This window comes from Desulfosporosinus orientis DSM 765 (genome assembly GCF_000235605.1).
GTDB classification, from domain to species: Bacteria; Bacillota; Desulfitobacteriia; order Desulfitobacteriales; family Desulfitobacteriaceae; genus Desulfosporosinus; species Desulfosporosinus orientis.
On record NC_016584.1, the window covers coordinates 5,488,120 to 5,509,986 of the forward strand.

At 43.4% G+C, this 21,867-nt stretch carries 21 protein-coding genes; 7 read left to right on the forward strand and 14 right to left on the reverse strand.

Annotation, left to right across the window (positions count from 1 at the left end):
- Positions 1-89: 89 nt before the first annotated feature.
- The 4 genes from DESOR_RS25430 to spoIIR form a co-directional block, all read right to left on the reverse strand.
- The gene (locus DESOR_RS25430) at positions 90-1,676 is read right to left on the reverse strand and encodes a sensor histidine kinase (protein WP_014187470.1); all 1,587 of its coding nucleotides are present in this window, start codon (positions 1,674-1,676) and stop codon (positions 90-92) included.
- Entirely contained in the window at positions 1,673-2,359 is a 687-nt protein-coding gene (locus DESOR_RS25435; RefSeq protein WP_014187471.1) for a response regulator transcription factor, read from the reverse strand. Before DESOR_RS25435 ends, DESOR_RS25430 begins: the two co-directional genes overlap by 4 nt.
- 174 nt (positions 2,360-2,533) lie before the next feature.
- A complete protein-coding gene (locus tag DESOR_RS25440) occupies positions 2,534-3,283 on the reverse strand; it encodes a GerMN domain-containing protein (RefSeq protein ID WP_014187472.1) in 750 nt (249 codons plus the stop codon).
- A gap of 76 nt (positions 3,284-3,359) precedes the next feature.
- Complete coding sequence (spoIIR, locus tag DESOR_RS25445; protein WP_014187473.1) at positions 3,360-3,968, reverse strand: stage II sporulation protein R; 609 nt, start codon at positions 3,966-3,968, stop codon at positions 3,360-3,362.
- Between the two features lie 226 nt (positions 3,969-4,194).
- Between spoIIR and DESOR_RS25450 the strand changes: the two genes are divergently transcribed.
- Positions 4,195-4,935: a ZIP family metal transporter gene (locus DESOR_RS25450; RefSeq protein ID WP_014187474.1), complete on the forward strand. Its 741-nt coding sequence runs from the start codon at positions 4,195-4,197 to the stop codon at positions 4,933-4,935.
- Between the two features lie 412 nt (positions 4,936-5,347).
- Here DESOR_RS25450 and DESOR_RS25460 read toward each other — a convergent pair whose 3' ends face one another.
- Positions 5,348-6,034 (reverse strand): GDSL-type esterase/lipase family protein, encoded by a 687-nt coding sequence (locus DESOR_RS25460; protein ID WP_014187475.1) that lies wholly within the window; start codon positions 6,032-6,034, stop codon positions 5,348-5,350.
- Positions 6,035-6,186: 152 nt separating this feature from the next.
- Between DESOR_RS25460 and DESOR_RS25465 the strand changes: the two genes are divergently transcribed.
- The 4 genes from DESOR_RS25465 to DESOR_RS25475 all read left to right on the forward strand — a co-directional run bounded on the left by DESOR_RS25465 (position 6,187) and on the right by DESOR_RS25475 (position 7,745).
- Complete coding sequence (locus DESOR_RS25465; protein ID WP_014187476.1) at positions 6,187-6,669, forward strand: YlbF/YmcA family competence regulator; 483 nt, start codon at positions 6,187-6,189, stop codon at positions 6,667-6,669.
- A gap of 9 nt (positions 6,670-6,678) precedes the next feature.
- On the forward strand, positions 6,679-6,807 hold the full coding sequence (locus DESOR_RS30770; protein WP_282434391.1) for a hypothetical protein: 129 nt from the start codon (positions 6,679-6,681) through the stop codon (positions 6,805-6,807).
- Between the two features lie 148 nt (positions 6,808-6,955).
- Positions 6,956-7,456, forward strand: coding sequence for a hypothetical protein (locus tag DESOR_RS25470; protein ID WP_345788316.1), 501 nt, complete (start codon positions 6,956-6,958; stop codon positions 7,454-7,456).
- A 1-nt stretch (position 7,457) separates the two neighbouring features.
- On the forward strand, positions 7,458-7,745 hold the full coding sequence (locus DESOR_RS25475) for a hypothetical protein (RefSeq protein ID WP_014187478.1): 288 nt from the start codon (positions 7,458-7,460) through the stop codon (positions 7,743-7,745).
- Positions 7,746-7,828: 83 nt separating this feature from the next.
- Here DESOR_RS25475 and DESOR_RS25480 read toward each other — a convergent pair whose 3' ends face one another.
- Complete coding sequence (locus DESOR_RS25480) at positions 7,829-8,668, reverse strand: hypothetical protein (protein ID WP_014187479.1); 840 nt, start codon at positions 8,666-8,668, stop codon at positions 7,829-7,831.
- An 83-nt stretch (positions 8,669-8,751) separates the two neighbouring features.
- On the opposite strand from DESOR_RS25480, the gene DESOR_RS25485 reads away from it, so the two are divergent.
- Entirely contained in the window at positions 8,752-9,690 is a 939-nt protein-coding gene (locus DESOR_RS25485; RefSeq protein ID WP_014187480.1) for a metallophosphoesterase, read from the forward strand.
- A gap of 75 nt (positions 9,691-9,765) precedes the next feature.
- On the opposite strand, the gene DESOR_RS25490 is transcribed toward DESOR_RS25485, so the two are convergent.
- Complete coding sequence (locus tag DESOR_RS25490) at positions 9,766-10,650, reverse strand: cell wall hydrolase (protein WP_014187481.1); 885 nt, start codon at positions 10,648-10,650, stop codon at positions 9,766-9,768.
- 279 nt (positions 10,651-10,929) lie between these two features.
- Between DESOR_RS25490 and DESOR_RS25495 the strand changes: the two genes are divergently transcribed.
- Positions 10,930-11,343, forward strand: a complete 414-nt coding sequence (locus DESOR_RS25495) for a hypothetical protein (RefSeq protein WP_014187482.1) — start codon at positions 10,930-10,932, stop codon at positions 11,341-11,343.
- 43 nt (positions 11,344-11,386) lie between these two features.
- Here DESOR_RS25495 and DESOR_RS25500 read toward each other — a convergent pair whose 3' ends face one another.
- From DESOR_RS25500 to DESOR_RS25530, 7 genes are all read right to left on the reverse strand, one after another.
- The gene (locus DESOR_RS25500) at positions 11,387-11,929 is read right to left on the reverse strand and encodes a TetR/AcrR family transcriptional regulator (RefSeq protein WP_242832407.1); all 543 of its coding nucleotides are present in this window, start codon (positions 11,927-11,929) and stop codon (positions 11,387-11,389) included.
- Positions 11,930-11,975: 46 nt separating this feature from the next.
- Entirely contained in the window at positions 11,976-15,113 is a 3,138-nt protein-coding gene (locus DESOR_RS25505; RefSeq protein WP_014187484.1) for an efflux RND transporter permease subunit, read from the reverse strand.
- Positions 15,110-16,312: an efflux RND transporter periplasmic adaptor subunit gene (locus DESOR_RS25510; RefSeq protein ID WP_042332782.1), complete on the reverse strand. Its 1,203-nt coding sequence runs from the start codon at positions 16,310-16,312 to the stop codon at positions 15,110-15,112. The genes DESOR_RS25505 and DESOR_RS25510 overlap by 4 nt, the downstream gene beginning before the upstream one ends.
- A gap of 170 nt (positions 16,313-16,482) precedes the next feature.
- On the reverse strand, positions 16,483-16,866 hold the full coding sequence (locus DESOR_RS25515; RefSeq protein ID WP_242832408.1) for a hypothetical protein: 384 nt from the start codon (positions 16,864-16,866) through the stop codon (positions 16,483-16,485).
- Entirely contained in the window at positions 16,863-18,527 is a 1,665-nt protein-coding gene (locus DESOR_RS25520; RefSeq protein ID WP_014187486.1) for a S41 family peptidase, read from the reverse strand. Before DESOR_RS25520 ends, DESOR_RS25515 begins: the two co-directional genes overlap by 4 nt.
- Before the next feature lie 209 nt (positions 18,528-18,736).
- Positions 18,737-20,239, reverse strand: coding sequence for a degradosome RNA helicase CshA (gene cshA / locus DESOR_RS25525; protein WP_014187487.1), 1,503 nt, complete (start codon positions 20,237-20,239; stop codon positions 18,737-18,739).
- A 412-nt stretch (positions 20,240-20,651) separates the two neighbouring features.
- Positions 20,652-21,818: a TolC family protein gene (locus DESOR_RS25530; RefSeq protein ID WP_014187488.1), complete on the reverse strand. Its 1,167-nt coding sequence runs from the start codon at positions 21,816-21,818 to the stop codon at positions 20,652-20,654.
- Positions 21,819-21,867 lie beyond the last annotated feature (49 nt).

The following is a 21,867-nucleotide window of genomic DNA, read 5'->3' on the forward strand; positions in this document are numbered from 1 at the left end:
TATTATGGTCAAACAACGATAAACTTCTTAAGATCTTGTCAGGATTTGCTGAGTATTGACTGAGCATTCGCTGAACATTCCCTGAGTGCTTATAGCGTATCTGCACTCTGCTTCATTGGCAACAGGATCCTAAAAGAGCTGCCTTCGCCAATCTTGCTGTCAACTTGGATAGAACCGCCATGGGCTTGGATAAACTCTTTGGCGATTGCCAAGCCTAGACCAGTTCCGCCGCTTTCACGCTCTCTTGCTTTATCTACGCGATAAAAGCGGTTAAAAATATGATCCAGCTCTTTTTCCGGAATTCCTTCTCCAGTGTCTTCAACAGTGACTTGCACCCAACCATCTTTGAATGACTCTTTGCTTTTTATAGCTTCGCTTGATTCTCTAGAATCTCTTGACCCTTCGGGTTTATCTCCTTTACGACGGAAAACGTCACGTAAGCGTTGAATACTTCCGTCAGCACCAATTTCGTCTTCGCCAAACCTTTCAGCTTCCGCGAGGGCCACCCTAAGAGATCCGCCAGGCGCAGTATGTAATAAGGCATTGCCAATCAGATTAACAAAAACTTGAGTCAACCGATCCGGGTCACCTATAATTTCAGGGACATCTCCTATTATTTCAGCCGTCAACTTTCGCTCTTCAAATTCAATGGCAAACTGCTCTATAATTCGCTCTACCAATTGTCTGAGATCTACCGGCTTTAAAGCCATTGGAAGTTTTCCGGCTTCTGCTAGATTTAATTGCTGAAGATCTCGTACTAAACGAATTAGTCTTAAAGTCTCATCTTGAATTGGTAGAATTGTCTCCGGAGTCGAAGGCAAAACCCCTTCCTGAATGGACTCTAATTTTCCAAGGATGACAGCAAGGGGAGTTCGCAATTCATGAGCGATATCAGCTACCATATTGCGCCTTACTTCCTCGTTGCGGGCTAACTGTTCCGTCATCCGATTGAATTCCTGAGCTAAGATGGCGATATCCCCATTTCCATCAACATGAACCCGTGACGATAAATCCCCTTTTCCCACATTACGAACAGCTTCCATCAGATGATTTAAGGGTTTCGTAAAATGTCGCGTCAATAACATACCTAACAGCAAGGCGACAACAGATGTTAGTATTAACCCAATGAGCATGGCTCGGATAATAGACGTTCCAATGGTTTTGGCAAGGCGATTATAATTAGAAATGAGAGGGCTTTCTTGATAGTAATATCCGACAGTTTGATCCTTAACCTTAATCTCTTCCCATTGCTTAGGAATCTTGCTGCTTTGAGGAAGCAGAGAGAGATCCTTGCCTAAATCCTTATTCAGTGAGTCCCCTACAACTTTGTTATGAAGATCAAATACCCAAAAATGAGGACTGTCTCGCCGTGGTCTGCTAAAATTAAGATCCGGTTCAGGTAATTGTTTGGTACTACTCTCGTCAAAAATCGGACCTAATCTCCGCTCCGGCTCGCTGATCTTGGTGACATAGGTTTGAACACCATCCCATCCGCCGGTGGCCTCATAGTAACCGCTTAACAAACGCTTCCAGCTTTCTCCATAGGCTTGCTGAACATAGGATTCAGCATGACCCAGTAAGACTTGAGTTGTGGTCAGGGCAATGGCAGTGAAAAAGATCGCCATAAAAAAGACCATACCTATAAGCCCAAGAATGAATTTTCGTCGTAAGGTCACAAGCCTTCACCAAACCGATAACCAACACCAAACACCGTCTCAATGTACTTTGGTTCGCTGGGGTTGTCCTCTATTTTCTTACGCAGGTTTGACACATGGGTATCAATGGAGCGTTCATAATAAAGATACTCCTCTCCCATCGCTTGACGTAATAACTGGAGGCGGCTATAAACCGTACCGGGCCGCAGGGCGAGTAAATGCAGAATATTAAATTCTGTGGGGGTGAGAAATATTTCCTGCCCTCGCTTTAGGACTTTATGACTTGAGATATCTAAGCTTATCTCCCCTCGAGCTATGACTGAAGAGGCCGTTTCCTGTGCTCCGCCTCCTGAACGACGTAGGACAGTTTTGACCCTGGCAGCCAATTCCCGCAGGCTGAATGGCTTGACAATATAATCGTCTGCTCCAAACTCCAGGCCAAGAACTCGATCAATTTCCTCTGATTTAGCCGTGAGCATAATAATTGGAATAGTGCTTGTTTCTCGCAAGCGTTTGCACATTTCCAGTCCATTCAGCCCCGGCAGCATCCAGTCCAACAAAACAAGATCCGGTTTTTCTCCTTCAATGATTTCCATGCCTTCAAGTCCATTTGCTGCTGTTACAACACTATATCCTTCACGTGTGAGATAATCTCTGACGAGTGTGAGAATCTCCGGTTCGTCATCCACTAGTACAATTTTCATTCTAAACCACCACTTTTCCCCTATATTTCATTAATGATATAAGTATAACGTGATTTTTTGAGATGTATCTAGAAAAGTTTTAAAGATTTTATGAAGATTAACTTACTGAATAAATAATACCCTCGCTTAAGAAATCTTAAACGAGGGTATTATTTATTACTCGTCAACCCTTCTTTAAGTCGAACTAGGAGGGTAACTAAATAAGTTAATTGAACTCGGAGAATCTGACAGGACCCCATTACTGCCATTACTACCATTGCTGCTATTGCTTGGTACGACCACATCTAAACCTGTTTTTTCCGTGCCGGCATTAGGGACAGTTGTTGTTTCTGAGACATTCCCTTTTATTAGACTGGTATTGTAGGCTAGGTGTGTGGCATCAATGGTTCCATATTTGCTGATCGGCTGCCCCTCAATTCGTATCTGCACCTGTTTGACAGTGGAGAATTGGGTCAAGGTATTAACCAGCCCATATAAGGCAACCTCAGGAGAAACTTTAGAGTTGGACATCATAAATTCTTTACTTAAATCTACAATAACTACATTATCTCTGATAGCAATATCCCGCAATACCGTAGCTGTTGAAACTGAACTTTGCATAATGTCTGTCTCCATCGGACCCTTCAGCCATTGATTGACGGTTTCTCTGGCCAAACTCAATGTTTTAGGCAGCATTCGCTCTTCTTTCAATAGATATTGCCCACTCTTATCCGGGAAATAAAGTGACACTGCCCTGCCTTCTCCGGCTGTTGTTGATGCAGGAACACTCGTCTCTTTATTCTCACTTGCTCCTATCCATTCCGTTAGTGGAGTAGTGGTTCCATCCTTCTTAACCAATGTCTCCAGAGTTCCACAGCCAGTCATAAGAATTAGGCTAAGGAAAACAACTCCAATAAGAGCGCTCTTCCGTACCTGTACTTTCATTTATTTGCCCCTTTCCTCAGTTTCCTATCCCCTCTTTTTCTAACCTATGCTTTGTCCCAAAAAATAGTACAGGTAATTAGAAAAGCCCTTTAATCTTTTCCCAAAAGAAAAATCGTATCTTCGGGGTACTTTTTATGGCATAAGCCGTTTGACTTTTCCCATCGACTTGGACCGCCGTTGAATGCTCAATATCTACAAAACACAGCGCAGGAAAAAGAACACACCACCAGTTTGACCCCTCTCCCTTGCCGATTACAACACGTAATGCTTCATAGTTTCCCGCCGGCAAAACCAGAGTCCCATAGGATTTGGTAGGAAAGGCAAAATGCCCATACTCAGTGTGGACAGTATAATTCTTATGCCATTTTTCAACAACAGAGAGGGCAATAGTCTCCATCTCCGGTCGGATTTGTTGTACGATTTGCCGGGATTCTTCTATAGACCGTGAGGCTGCCAATTTAGGTGCAACTTGTTTCAAAATCGCATCTCTGACCGCCCGTTTTAAAGCTTGATCTTCTTCACTATCTGAATTAGCCAGGACGTGAAAGCGAATTAATGTCTCAGGCGTCTTAGCCAGTGTTTCTTCATGAACGCCTGCAACTGGAACAGGTTTCTGAAAAGCACCAAAGGACAAAAATCCCATCATGCATATAACTAATAATCCAATGATTCCACGAACTTTCATTTGTTTAAACCTCTCTTCTAAACTCTTTAACTCTTTCTAAGTAAAGCTTTTCCAAGTATGTGAAGATTTAAACAAAACGAAGGAAAACTTTACAAAATAGGTCGTACAGCACTTCTTTGCCTGTATAAAGCGCTGCTCTCAGCCATAAATATGGATATCGTCATATTTAGTGTGAACATTAGCCGGCACAAGGCTTATGGACCGGACAGTTAGAAAGGAGTACTCTATGCAGGATTTTTTTGAAATCATTTGGATCAGCACCATTGCGGGGCTGGCTACTACCCTGGGGAGCCTGCTGGTCCTCATCTTTGGCAAGCCGAAAGAAAGAGTCCTGGCTGCTCTCTTAGCCGGCGCAGGAGGAGTCATGTTGGCCGTGGTAAGCGTAGATTTGCTCCCTGAGGCCTGGGAAGTTGGACCGCCATTTCAAGTAGGATTCGGTTTTGTCCTAGGGCTGCTCTTCATGTACCTAGCTGATATTCGCCTCAACAATTCCCATCACTCCCTGCCATTGTCCCGGCGCCAACGTCTAAAGAGAACCGGGCTTCTAGTCGCCACAGGAATTGCTTTACACGATATTCCTGAGGGGATGGCCATTGCCGTCAGTCAAGAAGCTGCTCCTGGGCTGGGATTGCTCATTGCCTTGGGAATTACACTGCACAATCTTCCTGAAGGAATGGCCACAACGGCACCATTGAAAATGGCTCAAATCCGCTGGTGGAAGATTCTCCTCCTGAATGTGGGTATTGCCTTTTTTACTCCCCTGGGAGCAATGCTGGGTCTCCTTGCTTTAGAATCTGTGCAAAACTCTCTTGCCTTCTTTCTTGCCTTTGCAGCCGGGGCAATGACATTTCTTGTTTTTGCTGAGTTAGCACCTCTCTCTCGTGAACGCCACCCCAATTACGCTTTGCTGGGCGGTGCGGTTGGATTTATTTTGTTTTCAATAATTAGCTTACTCCTGCCCTCTTAATGGCGGTTAAAGATTCCTAAAAGAAAAAACCGCTTTGACCCGCCAAAAAGCGGATCAAAGCGGTTTTTTAATACTTCGAAAAAACTCTTTTTTATCATCAGGTGATGATGAGGAAACAAATCTAAAAAAGATCCAAAAACCACACATCAAAAGAACTCGTGGACCCAAAAGCAAGGGCAGCTTCGTCCACAGGAGCGAACCCATTGCATGGAGAGGCTGTAAAGCCTACAAAGCAGACGCGGGGAAGTGGAGCCATGGTTCACCTCAGGTACTACCCGGAGGTTTGGTGGAACTCCCGCGCCGGCGAGTAGGCGAGCCTCGGAATGCTGGGTGAGCGGATGTGGCGAAGCTGCCCGACCCCGGGAGCACTCTTTTTCATCATCTGATGGTGTCGCATAGCGGCATGAAGACTCTACTTCAACACCTGAGCAGCATAATCCCCCATCGCTTTGTATCCTTTAGCATTGGGATACTTATCATCAATGGTTAATCCGTCCAGATATTTACCCTCCGAATCGAACAATGCCGTGGAAAAATCTAAGGTTAGAATACCTTCCTCCTTGGCATAAGCCAATTCCCATTCACGGGTCTCATTTATTGCTTCACGAACCCCTGGGTACTCAATGGGAAGAGCAAGTATGGGAATAATGTGATTTGATTTAGCCTTTTCTACCATGGCTTTAATATTCGTCTGCACCTCTGAAAGGGGTACACCTTGAAGAGCATCTCCAATACCTGAAAATATGATAACCCTCCCAGGCTTTTCATTTACAACGTCAGTATCAAAACGATTGAGCAAGTCTTTTGCCGTTTGGTATGATTTTCCTTTATTGACAACTGTTACTTGCAGAACCTCGGCCAGACGAGTTGTCCAGGAATACTCAGGATCCAGAGGATAGCCCAAAGTGAAAGAGTCTCCTAAAGCAACAATTTTTGTATTGCTTAGTGTCGAATCATCTGCTGTAACACCTGGATTTGTGGAAACCTCAGGTACTTTTTCACCCTGTCCCCAGAAACCGGCAAAACCGGCAATCAAGATAATAACGGCTAGACCAACTGCAACTTGAATTAAGCGTATCTCTAACCGATATGTACGCATTAAAAACTCCCCCTTCCACTACTAATTATTCTACATGTTTCACTACTTTCCTTCTCCATCCAACATCCATTCTCTAGGATCTTATCACCCCACCATACACCAGTACGCACTTTACCGCATAATTTAGAATAAGGAAAAAAGGAGGTAGCCTTATGAATTACATTAACAAGGCTCGCGAATTAGGGGAGGCTCTTTCTCAAACTCCCGAAGTTCAAGCACTGAAAGCTGCCGAAGCTGCTATTATGGCCGACCCTCTAAGTAAAGAAGCCTTTACTCGATACCAAGAAAAAGAGCGCGGTCTTGTCACTGCTCAAATGATCAGCAAAGTCGTTCCGGAAAAAGAGAGTCTAGCCCTTCTTGATTTAAAAGTTCGTCTTATGAATAAACATCCTTTGATTAAAGAGTACTTTGTTCATCAGCAAAGCTATGAAAAAATGATGGCTATGGTAAACCTAACTCTAACAACGGCAATGCATGGAATGCCCTCTGCAAGCGACCTTCCCATTCCTGAGGAGTTAAAAGGAATGGCTCAACAAATTCTTGACAAAATCAGTGGTGGAAACCCCATGGAAAAAATGCAAATCTCACCTGAAATGTTAAGCGGAATCAAACTCCCCCCTAATCTCAAACCATAAAGGTACTATATGATGAAACCTGACGGTTATCAGGGAGCGCAGATTATCAATGATATCACGCATCCCTTAACCTTAATTGCCTTCCTGATTGTCATCGTGTTAGGGGGATGGGTGACGATTTGCACCTGGTTTCGATAGCTGAGCAGAAAGGAGGAACGCCGTTATTAATCAAAAAAATTGTATCATCCCCACGATACCGGCGACTCCTTTTTCCTTTTCTATCTTAGTTACAAGCCCGATACGCCGCAACGTGTTATTCTGTCCTGTCAGTTCTATGATATTTCCATTGGCTAAAACAAGAATACAGTATGCAGCTCTGATTGTTGCCGGCGTTGATATACTCATATCATTTCTTTTTAAACGCTCCTTGGCTCATCCTCCCAATCTTTCCAACCCTGCTCCAGATCAATATCCTGTAACTCTCACTATACAGCAGCTTAATCAACTCGTTCGTGCTGCCCTTAATGGGGATCTTCCTCTTCCTCCACCTACTCAACCTGTTCCCGGTCAAGGATTTGGCCCTACAGGATTAGATGAACCACTTTTCCCTGATAACTTAAGCTTTTCGTTGATTATCTCAGCACCATTTGCCCTTTTTGATGGCAGCCCAGATACCTCATTTAACGTTCCATTATTCGAAGTACCAGGTGCTCCCGGCAACCTGATAATTGCTGTAAGCCTTATTATTGCACAGTTTTTTATGGAACGGTCCGGAGTCGGAATCCCAAACGGAAACAATGGATGGAATGGTAAAGCTGCTATGAACAATGCTAAGGGGGGAATGTAACATGCCCTTTCGCCGCAGAGGATCCCTCCCCCCTTCAGACACATGTCCAACACCAATAGCAGAATCCGCAGCTATAGAAACAGAAATTTATAAATTTAATAGACTTATACCACTTCTTGAATACCCCACGGTTGGTGCTGGAATTTTATCCATCATTTTATTCTTCTTTGTCGCCTTTCTATCAGATCTTATCTTGGCCCGTATTACTTCTATGACCCTCGGCATTGTCGTAACCATAAGCACGTTGGCATTGATTGCTATCATAATATTGATTTTGATAATGTTGTAATGTGATAGCGAAAAGAGATTCGCCAAATTGACTAGGGGATGTAACAAGCTTTTTGTTACATCCCCTAGTCTTAATTGAGATACTTAATTGCCCGTTGGCGGAACAGACGGAGGCAGGGGCGGTGCCGGCATATCAGCATTAACGCCCATATGATTCAGTGATTGCAGCAATTCCGGACTGATGGGTGCTGCTTCGGGCTGCACCGGCGGCATTGCCGGCATTTCCGGGTTTATCGGTGCTTTCTTTCCGCCTCCAAATAACCCGGTAATTTTCCCCCAAACTGTATTTGCGGTGTTCTTCATCGGACGTAAAAAAGTCATTACTCCCATAGGATCTTTTACTTTTAAGATGATGGGACCATTAGGTACTTGCCCAAGCTGTGCCGGATTTTCCACAGATACTATAGCGCGTGCGTAATGGTGAAGGGGAACAGGACTCTGAAACTGAGTTCGATAAACACCGTTTCCTACCTGGCGCAAAGACCCTGCTAAAAATCCTGTTTTTCCTTTCTCATCCACTAAATAAGCAGCATATACCCCTTGTTGTCCATACCCTAAAAAGGCCTGCGGAGGCGGAAGATTAGCAATGAGCAGAAAACTATTATCCGGCGAAATTGTTGCCACTCCGTTACCATTAATCCCCTCTTGGGCTGCTTGTAAAATAAGCTGCCGCGTTTGCCCTGGCATATAGTTAGGTCCGCCTTGAACCGGCGGTCCCTGCCACTGGTTTCCAGCATAGGGAGGTTGCTTTGCTCCAATAAAACCTCCTCTCATATTTTGGATTTGTCCATCTTTCTGGAAAAATCCACTGGCCTTTAGCCCTGAGCCAAGTGTATTTCGAATCGCGCCCGGAGAATATCCCGAGCCGAATTGACCATTCGGCGGCTCATAAGGATTATTTGGTTTGTCCCCGACGAACCTCACTTTGCCCCCTCCTTATTAACTTCAATGTGCCTCTATATCATGATATGATAGTACGCGTGGAAGGGTTCTGAAAGGAGGACACGATGCCTAAGAAAACGACACCCCCTCTAAGGAAACCGATGTCCCGCCGCAGCTTTTTTCGCGGCATCGGCGGTTTTATAGCCAATCATTGGCTGCTTTCCTCAATGCCTTTAGCCGGCGCAGGAGTCTTTGGCTGGGCAGAATACGATACTCTCAATTTAAAATGTCAACTATGGGATTTGTTTTACCCAAATCTTCCCCTTGCCTTAGAAGATACGACAATCTGTCAGTTAAGTGATTTGCATCTGGAAAGTCTGAGAATCACCCCTGAACATATCAAGAAAAGTGTCATGGCTGAAAAACCGGACCTTATTGTACTCACCGGCGATATTATTTCTACCAGAACTGATTTGGACAAATTAAACTCTTATTTGGCTGGACTCACGGCTCCTCAAGGTAACTTTATAGTTATGGGAAATAACGATTACAGCCACCTTTCCCACACTCTCTTTAAACGCTATGTCCAACAGCTTAAAGATTTAGGATGGACTCTACTGATTAATAAAGCTGAATTTCTTCCCAATCTCAACCTTTGGATTATTGGCGTTGACGACCCGGCAACAGCTCACGATGATGTTGATTTGGCCTATGAAAAGGTGTTAGCTGCTCAGTCACTTCCCGAGAACCCCTCTTTTCGACTTGTCCTTTCACATTCAACGGATTGCCTTGATGGTGTTGCAAAAAACGGAGCTGACCTATTTCTGGCGGGGCATACCCACGGTGGACAAATCCGCCTGCCCGGACTAAAGCCCTTAATCACTAATACTTATCTTGGAGACCTAGGCTTCTATGAAGGCTACCATGTTATTAATGGAGTTCCACTATACATAAATACCGGTATTGGAGAAAGCATGATTCCAATCCGCTTCAATGTTCCTCCTGAGATCGCTTTTTTCACGCTACACCAAGGAAATGCCGAACCAAGACATCATACTAAGTAGAAAATGGTTACCGCCAATGTTTGACGGTAACCATTTTTCTTCCTATGGCAACTGTGTAGTAAAACAAGAGTTATGTTAAATACTAAAGGTATGGTTTCCGATGCGTTTGACTACGGTACGACTCTTAATCCATTTATCTGTAGCAGTTTTTGGATTATAGTAAAATAATGCTCCGTTTGTCGGGTCTAAGCCTGAAAGGGCCGCTTCCGCCGCTTTACAGGCCTGATCATCCGGGTTGAGATGAATTTGCCGATCGTCAACAGCTGTAAATGCTCCTGATTGGTAGATGATGCCTTTAATCGTTTTTGGAAAACGAGGATCCTTTAGACGATTAAGTACAACTGCTCCGACAGCAACTTGTCCCGTGAAATCTTCCCCTCGAGCTTCACCATAAATAACACGGCTTAACAACTCGATTTCTTCATTCGAAGCTAAACGTCCTAACCCTCGTGAAAGGGTTTGGGTATCTGACGAAAGTGCTGAGACTGCTTTGGTATTTCCAGCCTCTTGAGGATTTACATATATTTCATAAGTTTGAACCTTAGATCCTGTATCCTTCGGAGCAAGGCTTCCTAAATCTTCTGTATTAAAAGTTTGTTTGGAAATTGTGGCAAATGCAGGAACGCATCGTAAAATAGTTACCCACCAAGGCACCTCTTCCTTCTCAGCCACTCTTAGATTCTCTGACTTTTTGACCTTCACATCCAGTGTTACGTAACCATCAGAGTTATCCTTAGTTTTAAGGTTCGGAACCCATAAATATTGTCCTTCTTCAATTCGGTCAGGGTGTTTTACTTGATTTAGTTTGACTAATTCGTCTACGGTTGTTTGATACTTTTTGGCTAAAAGCCAAAGGTTTTCTCCTTGCCGAACGATAATTCTCGATGCACCGCTTCTATATGCACTATCATTTGTTTCGTTTCCTAATCCTAGGACCGGATAAATACTGGCCTGCCACATAACTACACAGATTATCCCACATAGGAACATCGCCAAAGGTTTTTGACATCGCCGGTGTGGTAATAAAATAAAAATCACCTCTTGATATTAGACTATTTCTAGTCTTTCCCAATAGAGGTGAGTTTTATAACATCCGGTTTTCCTGCATAATTCTGGCAGAATGTATTGGTTCTATTTGTCATATGCTACTAAAGCAGACATATACTATAAAGACTAAGCAAAGATCGATTAGTCTCATCCTTTGTTTTGTCAAGTATGGTAAATGAGGTGAGACAAACTATGATGACTTGCATTAAAAACCTTTTGTTATCCTTTTCTCTCCCTGAAGAACCTCCCCTCAGCGAAGAAGAGCACCTGCTTGCTGAAATTGAAGAAACCAGGAAAAAAATTGGCTATGCTTGGAATCACTTAGATCATGCTGACCCGGAATATGTTGACATCGCCGTACTTGAACTGCTGTTGGCTGAAACTCAATATGGAATTCTTAATAAACGTTATCGTTTAATGCTAGGCTTAAAAAATGAATCTCCTTACTTAATGCCCTCAACTGCAAAAGTTTTGTCCAGCAATCTAGCAAAAAATTGCAGCAGTCATGCTTTCTATGGCTCTCTCATAAACCATACAATAGAAAGCAACCCTCCTTCCGGATCACCTATTCCACAATTAATGTCCCAAGACTCATCTCCATTATAAAGAGTTCCGCTGATTATCAGCGGAACTCTTTGTTTATTGCCTATTAGCGAAGTCCTCGAATCACTACATCTACGATAGCTTGATGATCTATGTCATCTAATGGCCTAGGGTCTAAAAAGATCCTTTGCTTGCAAAACTGATCCAAAGTCCCAATAATACAGCAGGCGGCTAATTCTTCATCAAGGTCCGATCTGACCTCTCCTTTGTCCTTAGCTCCTTTGATCATCTCTTTGTAATATTCGATGATTACCGACTGAGCTGCTATATGATGATGACGTATGTCTTCAGAAAGAATTTTCACTTGCATGGCTATATGCACAAAATCCATATGATTATTCAGAAACTGTGTATTAAAGCGAGAGCAATTCAAAATCTTTTCCTCAGTTGTTTGTCCATTATCGATACTCTGTTTAAGCCCTAGTCGATATTGATCCACACTGTATTTGAGTATTTCTTCAAACAAGCTGTATTTGCTTTTAAAATATTCGTAGACTGTTCCTTTCCCAATTCCAGCCTCTTTGGCAATATACTCCATCTTCGCGCCGTCGAAGCCGTGTTTGGAAAAAACGCGAATTGCAGCATTCATAATTTCTATTTGTTTTCCTCCTCGCGACGCCGTGGGTATCACTCCTTTAAACTGAATGGGTTATTTGAGGTGCAGTCTTTTGCATTTTCTTTGCTTTTTTACGTTTTCTTGAATCCCGAATATCCTCAAAGATTGTGTAAATAACAGGTACCAGCAATAATGTGGATAAGGTTGAGAGAGCTAGCCCGAAAATAACTACAATTCCCATGGGCTGCATAGTTTCCGAACCCTCTCCAATACCTAAAGCCATCGGAATCAAACCGAGGATTGTGGCAAGTGTGGTCATCAAAATCGGCCTTAAACGAATAGGCCCGGCATTTTTGATGGCCTCTTCTCGTTCCTCTCCCCGCTCTCGACGTTTGATAATGTAATCCACTAAGACAATGGCATTACTAACCGCAATCCCTACTAACAAAATCAAGCCGATAAAGGAAGGTACGCTTAGGGTTGTTCTGGTTATGAATAGTCCCAGCATCCCGCCTGAAAAACCCATCGGCAAGGATAGAATAATGGTAAAGGGATGTAATAAGGATTCGAATTGGGCCGCTAGAATCATGTAAACGAGAAGAACAGCCAATATCAAGGCCATGCCCAGATCCGCAAAGGATTCCATCAGTTCCTTATTCTCACCTAATACCTCATAGGTATACCCATCAGGCATATGATAGTCTTTCAGCTTGGCTTCAATATCCGCCGTTACACTTCTTAAATCCCGGTTAATGATCTGACTGGTGATATGAACCACACGGGTCTGTCCTGTCCGCTCAATTTTTACAGGTCCCCGTCCAATCTCAACATCAGCAACTTGACTGAGAGGAACTGTAGCTCCTGAAAGGGTAGGAATTGGAGTTTGCCCTAAATTTTCCAAGCTTGTTTTAAAGGTTTCATCACCTGTGAGAACTACATCGATTTCTTTGCCGTCATACCGGTATTGAGTTGCCGTCGTCCCGGCAATGGTTCCCTTAACTGCCTGAGAAATCTGAGCTGCCGATAAACCAAACTGGGCGGCATTAGGACGATTTACTTTGACTACGACTTCAGGTATGCCGTCTGTCATGCTCGTCTTTACTTCACGTGTCCCATCAACAGAGGCAATCAACCCTTGGATATCTATACCGATCTTCTTCAATTGATCAAGTTCCTCTCCCTTGACGGCAATGTCGATGGGAGTTGTTGACCCGCCCATTTGCATATTATCTGTCACACTGACTTGAATCTCAGCACCGGGAATGTCTTTAGTAAGTGAGCGAATCTGATCCCCCACTTCTCCAACACTGCGGGTACGGGCATCCAAATCCACAAGCTGAATACTGACAGAGCCGGTATTGGCTGTATCCCCGCCTAGTGAGAATCCTCCATTGGTACCAATTCGCGTAAAGACGGTTTCAATTTCAGAGATTCCTTCGAGCTTTTTCTCAATCTGGTTCATTGTATCCTCTGTATCCTGAAGCTTGGCACCATCGGGCAAGGTTACATTGACTGTCAATTGACCTATATCTGATTCCGGCATGAATTCTGCTCCCAGACTCATAGCAGAGGCTGCCGAGAGGACAAATACCAAGGTCGCAATCACCATCACTGTCTTACGGTGATGCAAGGCGTAATTTAAGAACCTTTTATAGACTGCTTCGATTCTGCCAAAGGTTTTGTCAAAGCCGCGGGCAATGCCGTCGATAAGCCCTTTAAGTCCCGTACGTCCCTCTGGAATTCCCCCGGCTTTCATTAGTTTAGCCGAAAGGGTGGGAACTAAAGTCAGAGAAACGAGAAGAGATGCCAGCAAGGATATGGCAAAGGTCATAGCCAATTCCCGGAAAATCGTTGACACTGTTCCCTCAACAAAGACAATAGGAAGAAAAACTGCAACCGTGGTCAAGGTAGAGGCGAAAACAGCCATTCCGACTTCGGATACCCCTTTTACGGCCGCTTCGAACTTCGAGTGACCTTCCATGCGGTGTCGATGAATGTTTTCCAAGGCCACAATATTATCATCGACTAAGCGGCCCATTGCCAGGGTTAGTCCTCCCAGTGTCATCATATTGATGGTAATCCCAGCAAAATAAAGAACTGCAAAGGTAGCCATCATGGCAATGGGAATAGCCGTGGCGGTAATGAAGGTGGTCCGGAAATTATGAAAGAACATGAAAACCACAATAATGGCTAGAATACCACCCATGATGGCTTCGTTCTCAACGGTCTTCACGGATTGCTTAATGTCAATGGATTGGTCCATGACCACATTCACCTTCAAATCCGGGTATTCTTTGGCAAAGGCTTGAACCGTAGCATTGACCTCATCGGCCACTTTTACCGTATTAGTACCGGATTGTTTTTGAACTGAAATACTGACACTCTTTTCGCCATTAGCTTTGGTGATGGCGTTAATGTCTTTATGTTCAATCCCCACATCGGCAATATCTTTTAAACGAATCTGACCTCCGCTGGGCAGAGGAATCAGAATATCTTTTATTTCATCAATGGACTTAAATTCACCCGTCGTACGGATTGTAAGCTCCTGAGTTCCCTTTTGGACTTCTCCGCCAGGAGAATTAAGATTTTCCGCCCCAATAATTTGCGCCAAAGAGCTGATGGTGAGACCATACCCGTTCATTTTTTCCAAATGAGTTTTGATGGCAATCTCATCCTCATAACCCCCAACAACTGAAACAGAAGCGGCTCCCGAGACCCGTTCAAGCTGAGGTTTTAGCTTATCCTCTGCAATGGACTGCAGTTTGGCCAGGTCCGCATCATGACCGCTTAAAGTCAGAATAACTACAGGCATGGCATCTAAATCCAGCTTCATGACCATGGGCGCTCCGGCATCGGAAGGCAAACCGCTCTTAATTTGATCCACTTTTTCTCTCATTTGCAGAGTTGCAAAGTTCATATCCGTCCCATTTTTAAACTGAGCGATGACGATAGAGTTTCCTTCAGTGGTGTTTGACGTAACCGTATCTATGTTTTCAACGGTGGAAACCGCTCCCTCCACAGGATCGGTAATAAGTTTTTCGATTTCCTGGGGTCCGACCCCGGAATACTGTGTTACCACAATGGACACTGGAATTTCGATGTTTGGCAGAAGATCAATAGGCAAACGCGTCAGTGAAATCGCACCTAAAAGAATGATGATCAGCATGCCCATGATGATTGTGACAGGTCGTTTTACTGAAACTTCTGTTAGCTTCAAGATTCTTCCCCTCCCACAATCTTCACCTTGTGACCCTCATCGACTAAAGTTTGTCCTTTAACGATCACTTTGTCACCCTTGGCCAAACCTTTGAGAATTTCAATATCCACCCCCGTATCCAGGCCTGTAGCAACCTCTTTCGCTACCGCTTTATCGTCCTGGACAACATAAACGATGGTTTTGTCGTTCTTGAGAACTACGGCCTCACTTTTAACCGCCATTACATCCGCCTTTTTATCCGTAGTAAGTTCAACTTTGGTAAACATGCCCGGTTTTATCAAACCATCAGCATTTTCCAAGACAACTTTAACCGGATAAAGATGGGACTGGCTATCCGCTGATGGACTGATATTCTCGATTTTTCCCTCAAAACTGTTCTCACTCACTGACGGAACCGAAACTTTTACGACATCAGCTTGCTGCAAACGATTGACCAGGTTTTCAGCAACGCTGACAGTAGTATAAACACTGCTTATGTCCGTGAGGCTAACCCCTGCTTGCGTGCTGGTGGCCATGTTGCCGACTTGTACATTAACCTGGGAAACCATACCGTCCACAGGAGCAGTTACCGTGGCATTATCTAAAGCATCGCGAGCCTGGGTCAATTGAACTTCAACGAGATTAAGGCTGCTGTCTGAAGCCTGAATGCTTAATTGATCAATCTGACCCTCATAAGTGGATTTCAGTTCTTTCAGTCCTAATTCTGCCTGATCCAATTGAGTCTTTGAGGCAGCACCGGCATCATATAAAGCCTTGGTATTGTTATACGTTTTCTGTGCATCTGCAATCTTTTCAGCGGCAATAGCCTTCGTTCTTTCCAAAGAAGTTTTGGCAGCTTCCCATTGTTCCTTGCTGTTCTGATAACTTGCTTCAGCTAACTGGTAGGCTGTATTAAGATCTGTTTTGTCGAGAGTAAAAAGTACCTCTCCCTTATGTACTATATCCCCTACTTTTACATTCACGGACTCAACTTTGCCCGGAACCTTTGGGATGACAGCCACCTCTGTCTCTGACGAAATTTTTCCGCTTACTATCGCTGTATTGATAAGGGTCTTGTTCCCAACTGTTTCTACTTCTACAGGAATATACTTTTCTGCAACAGTCTCAGCAGGCTTCTTCCCGCTGCACCCGGTCAGCAGTCCGATCGCCATCAACACTGCGAGTAAGATTTGGATTGTTCCCTTTTTACCAATTTTCATTGCCAACACCTATCTCCTCCACTTTTGCCCGTATAGTCCATCTCCAGAACCGACCGTTCAGTCACTCCTTATTTATACATTGAATGTCCAGAGAAATCAATACTAATATGTAAATTCTTTAAATTATAACAAGCAACCCAAACTCGCAATGAGTGAGTTGCTTGCCTATTTCAGGATTCTGTATCCTTTGTTTTTCCCCCACGAATATTATGCCACAGCTCGATTATTTGTTTGATATTACGAATCAATACCGTTATAAAGCTCAAGGGGTTCTTCCTAAAGTTCTCAAGACTCACAGCTACTTCATTAACCGTCCCTCCCACTTGCTCACTGGTATTTTTCACCAGGGTAGTAACCGCTTGGACATCCGCCAACATATATGGTAAGTGGGCATTAATATCTTGTACTGTTTTCTTAGCCTCGTCTGTTAACTTACGAACGGAGCGAAACCAAAGCATCAGCTCAATACCAATAACTCCAAATATAATAGTCAAGACAAGTGCGCACACTTCATAAATCATAGCCCATCCCCCACTCTGTTGTTCTATCATCATTTCTCAAGATCTTTGATAGCAACACCATAGTCCGAATTAAGGGTACTTTGTTGGATTAATTCAGTTTGTTCACTTGTATTTTTCACCTGGATGGACTGTATTTGTGAAGTGGCCTCAGTTTCTTCTCCGCTGCCAATCGTATGGGCAATAGCCAGGCCTCCTTCACCTAATACCTGACCGCTTAATCCCTGGATAGTAGGATTAATAACCAACCAATAGGTTGTATCCGGAGTTAATTGCGCTGTGGGAATGACTTGAACGCTTGTCGGTCCAAGAGGTTCAAATGTTGAAAGTGTTCTTTCCCCAGTGTTGCTGTCAATCAACTCAATACTGGAGTTGTTTACACTTTCCCAGTTAACGTCCAGAGAAAAATCCACCGTAAATTTCTTATCCAGCGGGATCTGAGATAATTCAGCAACTTGATGATAGCTTGGATAGTAATGGATATAATCTAAAGACGATTGGCCGATATTGTTTGCAGCTGCACCGGATAGTTCCCCCCAGGCCTCCCAATAATCATCCGTTGTCGCCATCTTTAGCGCTTGAGTCGAATCTGCCAACATTAATTCTGCAGCTTTGAGTGAATCTGCCTGCTGAATAACGACATTAGGACTGATGCCTACTTTATCAATCTCATTCCCCAAGGGAGAATAAAAATGGTCAACTGTCATTTTAAGCACCCCGCCATTTTCTAAAGGAAACATACTCTGTACAGATCCCTTGCCATAACTGGTAGTTCCAACGATGGTCGCCTTTTTATAATCCTTGACAGCCGCCGTCAAAATTTCAGAGGCACTGGCACTGTTTTCATTGATTAAAAAGATAACTCTCTGGCTGAAGGTAAAATCATGATCTATTGCTTCATAGGGAGATAGGTCTCCTGACCGGTCTTTAATGCGAACTGCAATATCCGGACCGATAAAATAGCCGGCAAGATCAAGGGCTGAGCTCAGAAAACCTCCTCCATTGTTCCTTAAATCAACAATCCAGCTATCGACCTTCTCGTCCGCCAACTTATTGACAGCAGCCTCAAATTCCTCGGGAGTATCTTTACCAAAGGAATTCAGATCCAAGTAGCCAATATGTCCATCTAAAACTTCCCCTGTCACCGTCGGTTCAGATACTTCAGCCCGGGTTACCTCAAGATCAAGCATCTCCTCGCCGCGATTGACCCGGAGGCGGACAGTGCTTCCTTCCGGCCCCCGAAGTATGTTAACAGCCTCATCAGAGCTCAGCCCCGCTAATGATTCTCCATCCGCTCGAATGATCACATCTCCGGAATTCAGCCCAACTTCTTCTGCGGGAGAGCCTGGAACAACGCTTAATACTTCTACACCTTCCGGAACCATCTCAATATGTATGCCAATCCCTGTAAAGCTCATGTTGATGCTTCCTACAAACTCCTGATACTCCTCGGGTGTGAAGTACATTGTGTGGGGATCTCCCAGCTTTTCCAGCATCGCCTCAATTGTCGGGGCATTTAGGACTTCATCTGAAACAGGCTCTACATATTGAGTTTTTAAGAGAGAACGGATTTCCGCCAGAGTACCTGAATCGGATGCCAGAACCGCTGTGGAATTGCTAAGTAATAATATAACGATAAGCACTAAGTTCAATAATATACCGGCAGCTTTTCTCCGGGGCACTAAGTTTACATGCATATGTTTTAAGATCTCCTTCCTAAGTTCAACAGTCGTATGAGTATTAAATTCGACGTTGGCTTGAATTTACCTTCGCCTTTGGTAAAGTTCTGCTTAAATAAATAAAGGTCAAATTCGTCAGCGCTGACGAATTTGACTTAGAACCAGACCCATAAGCTCTAAAAACAAAAGGAAAAGGCCAAAAAACCTTTTCCTTAACTAACAAATTATTAACCGTTTCGCTTGTTATCTCTTCCTCTTTGAAAACCGGAAGAAGCGCCGCGGTAATCGTTGGCTTTCCTCCGAGACCATGTATCCGGTTTAGGGCTGTAGCCTTCCCGGTGGTAGTTGCCCTGAGGTCTATTGGCCATACCTCTGCCGCCTCCCATACTTCTTCCTCCCATGCCTCTTCTGCGCACAGGTGCGGCTTCAGTCAATTGTACTTCTACATGTTCAGGTTCTTTCGTGATGATTTTCAAGGCTGCTGATAAAAGTGTCACTGAATCATTTTCGGCGAGAAGCTCTTCCGCTAATGCCTTATATTTTTCAATGTCTTCTTCGGCTATAACCCTCAGAACCTCATTCATGGTCAAACGCTGCTGGCCTTGTACTGCTTCTACGATCGTCGGAATAGGTTTACGAACGATTCGTCGCTTAATCACTGATTCAATTAAACGAAGCATGCCAATTTCCCGTGGTGTGACTAAGGTAATCGCCAGACCGGATTTGCCGGCTCGTCCTGTTCGACCGACACGATGCACATAGCTTTCCGGGTCTTGGGGTATATCAAAATTAAAGACATGGGTTACGCCACTGATATCCAAGCCTCTTGCCGCCACATCCGTAGCAACCAGAACTTCGATAGTACCATCTTTAAACTGCCTTAAAACACTGTCCCTCTTATTTTGAGTCAAGTCACCATGAATTCCTTCAGCCGAATAACCTCTCTTGCTTAAAGCCTCAGCGAGCTCGTCCACACGCTTTTTAGTTCTTGCAAAAACTATAGACAGTTCCGGGGATTGTATGTCTAAAATTCTTGACAGGACATCAAACTTTAAGCGTTCTGTAACTTCTACATAATGCTGCTCAATATCTGAAACGGTAACCCCCGTGGCTTTAATGCTGATTAACTGGGGTTCTTGCATAAAACGATGAGCGATGTTTTGAATCTGTCTTGGCATAGTAGCTGAGAACAGCAATGTTTGTCTTTCCTCAGGAACTTCTTTAAGAATGGTTTCAATATCATCCAAGAAGCCCATATTTAACATCTCATCTGCCTCATCCAGAACAAGAATTTTAATGTCATTCAGGCGAATGGTTTTCCTTCTCATATGGTCCATGAGACGCCCCGGAGTTGCCACAATGATATGGGGTCTTTTCTTAAGAGCCCTGATTTGCCATTCAATGCCTTGGCCTCCGTAAATGGGTAAGGCATGTATCCGTTTATATTGACCAATCTTGTTCAATTCCTCAGCTACTTGAACTGCCAATTCCCTGGTTGGAGCTAGAACAATACCTTGAATATGCTCAGATTGTCCTACGATTCTTTCGATCAGAGGAATTCCGTAAGCCGCAGTTTTTCCTGTTCCGGTTTGAGCCTGTCCTATCAGATCCCGCCCTTCCATAGCAATGGGAATCGTCTGCTCTTGAATAGGTGTTGTCTCTTCAAACCCCATGTTAATAATCGATCGAATTATGGACTCACTTAAACCTAAGTCTGTAAATGTCGCCAATACTTTCATTCTCCTTTTGATAATCTATATTCTTAAGTTTTCCAATTGCGTCCCTATCTATAACTGCGAACACTATGTCTGCAATAAATATTATTCTTCATAACTACCCGCCGAAACAATATCTCCTAAATTGGCGCGTGAGTGTCACAAGAGGTACAGACGCTTTAATGGCACTAATTAAATAGTGTACCATATTTTTTTCTTTATTGATAGACCTATAACGTCGGATTATTTCCGAAAAAGGCAAATTAAAGGACCTCCGCGTCCGGAGGTCACAATTGCGCAAGTCAATGGTTCAAATGGGTCTTACTGACTTACAGAATTAAATTAGCATTAATATTTGTGAAAGTCAAGACTAATCCACAGATTAGGACCTAGATTATGGATAAGTGTATAAGTTTTGTTGTTTTTCCTAGGATTGAGACATTCCTTTTAAGAACCAATCGTAATTACACTTTGCATTAAAAAGATTAATTTCCTTTGTCTTTACTGTATTTTCTTGAGCTTGATAGTCTGCAGTGATTGCATTCAATTCCAACTGAGAAATCATTCCCAGACTCTTCTCAAGCTGAGCATTAGAGAGCGTCACTTTTTTATCGGCGAGCGTTTGCTTGGCATGTCTAAGATCACTCTGCAGGCTGCTAATGCTGTCTACCATATTATAATAGCTGGATGTCAAGGTATCTTTTAATTGAGTAAGCTTTAAGTTTGCATTGTCCAAGTCATAATTAGCCTGTTTATAATCTGTTGATGACATTCCATGGTCCTTTTTAGCCCGGTCAAGGGCAGCCTGCAAGATGACAATCTGATCTTCCTGCAATTTAATAGCATAACTGTTTTCTAGGGCCTTTGCCAAATCACCTTCCTGATCTTCAATGACAAAATTGTCACTATCAGAAGGAATACTTCCAATAACCAGATCATTCTCTTGATCATTCAACAGATTTTTTAATTGACGTTCTAATGAGTCTTGCTTATACTTTGTGCTTTCCAAACCGGTTTTTAGGCCTACTAACTGTGTTCTTAACACATTAACATCATTATTAGCTACCAGACCTAAGCTTTCTTGCAATTCTTTGGCAATTAATTGGTCCTGCAAAGTTTCTACGTTTAAAGAAGTATTTGCTAAATCTAAACTCGTTTGATTGTAATTGATAAAGGCGGTTTCGGCTGTTAGTACCTGAATATCGTTATTCATTGAGGCCTGCAAGTCGGCGATTGCCTCTAACGTAGGCTTGTCAACCTGGTACCGTTCAGCTTGCTTTAATGCCTCAAGTAAAGCTCTTTTTTGGGCGGCAATGGTTATGATTTGCGTCGTGTCACTTGTTCCATCCCGTTGATCGTTAAGGTTTTCAATATCATCTTCCAGGTCTTTAATATCTCCCTTGAGACCGGAATAGTTGGCATAACTTTTAAGCCGATTGTTCTCATTCATTTGCACTGTAAGATTGTTTTCAGTAATAATACTTTCAATATCATCAAAATTAATCGTTCTTGAATTTGAATCAGCCAAAACCATCAATGGTTGTCCAAAAAGTAGCAAAACTGATAAAACGGATACGCCAAATAATTTTTTCATATGTAGACTTTCCTTTCATTTCGTTATGTGCTAATTTTAGCACCAATAA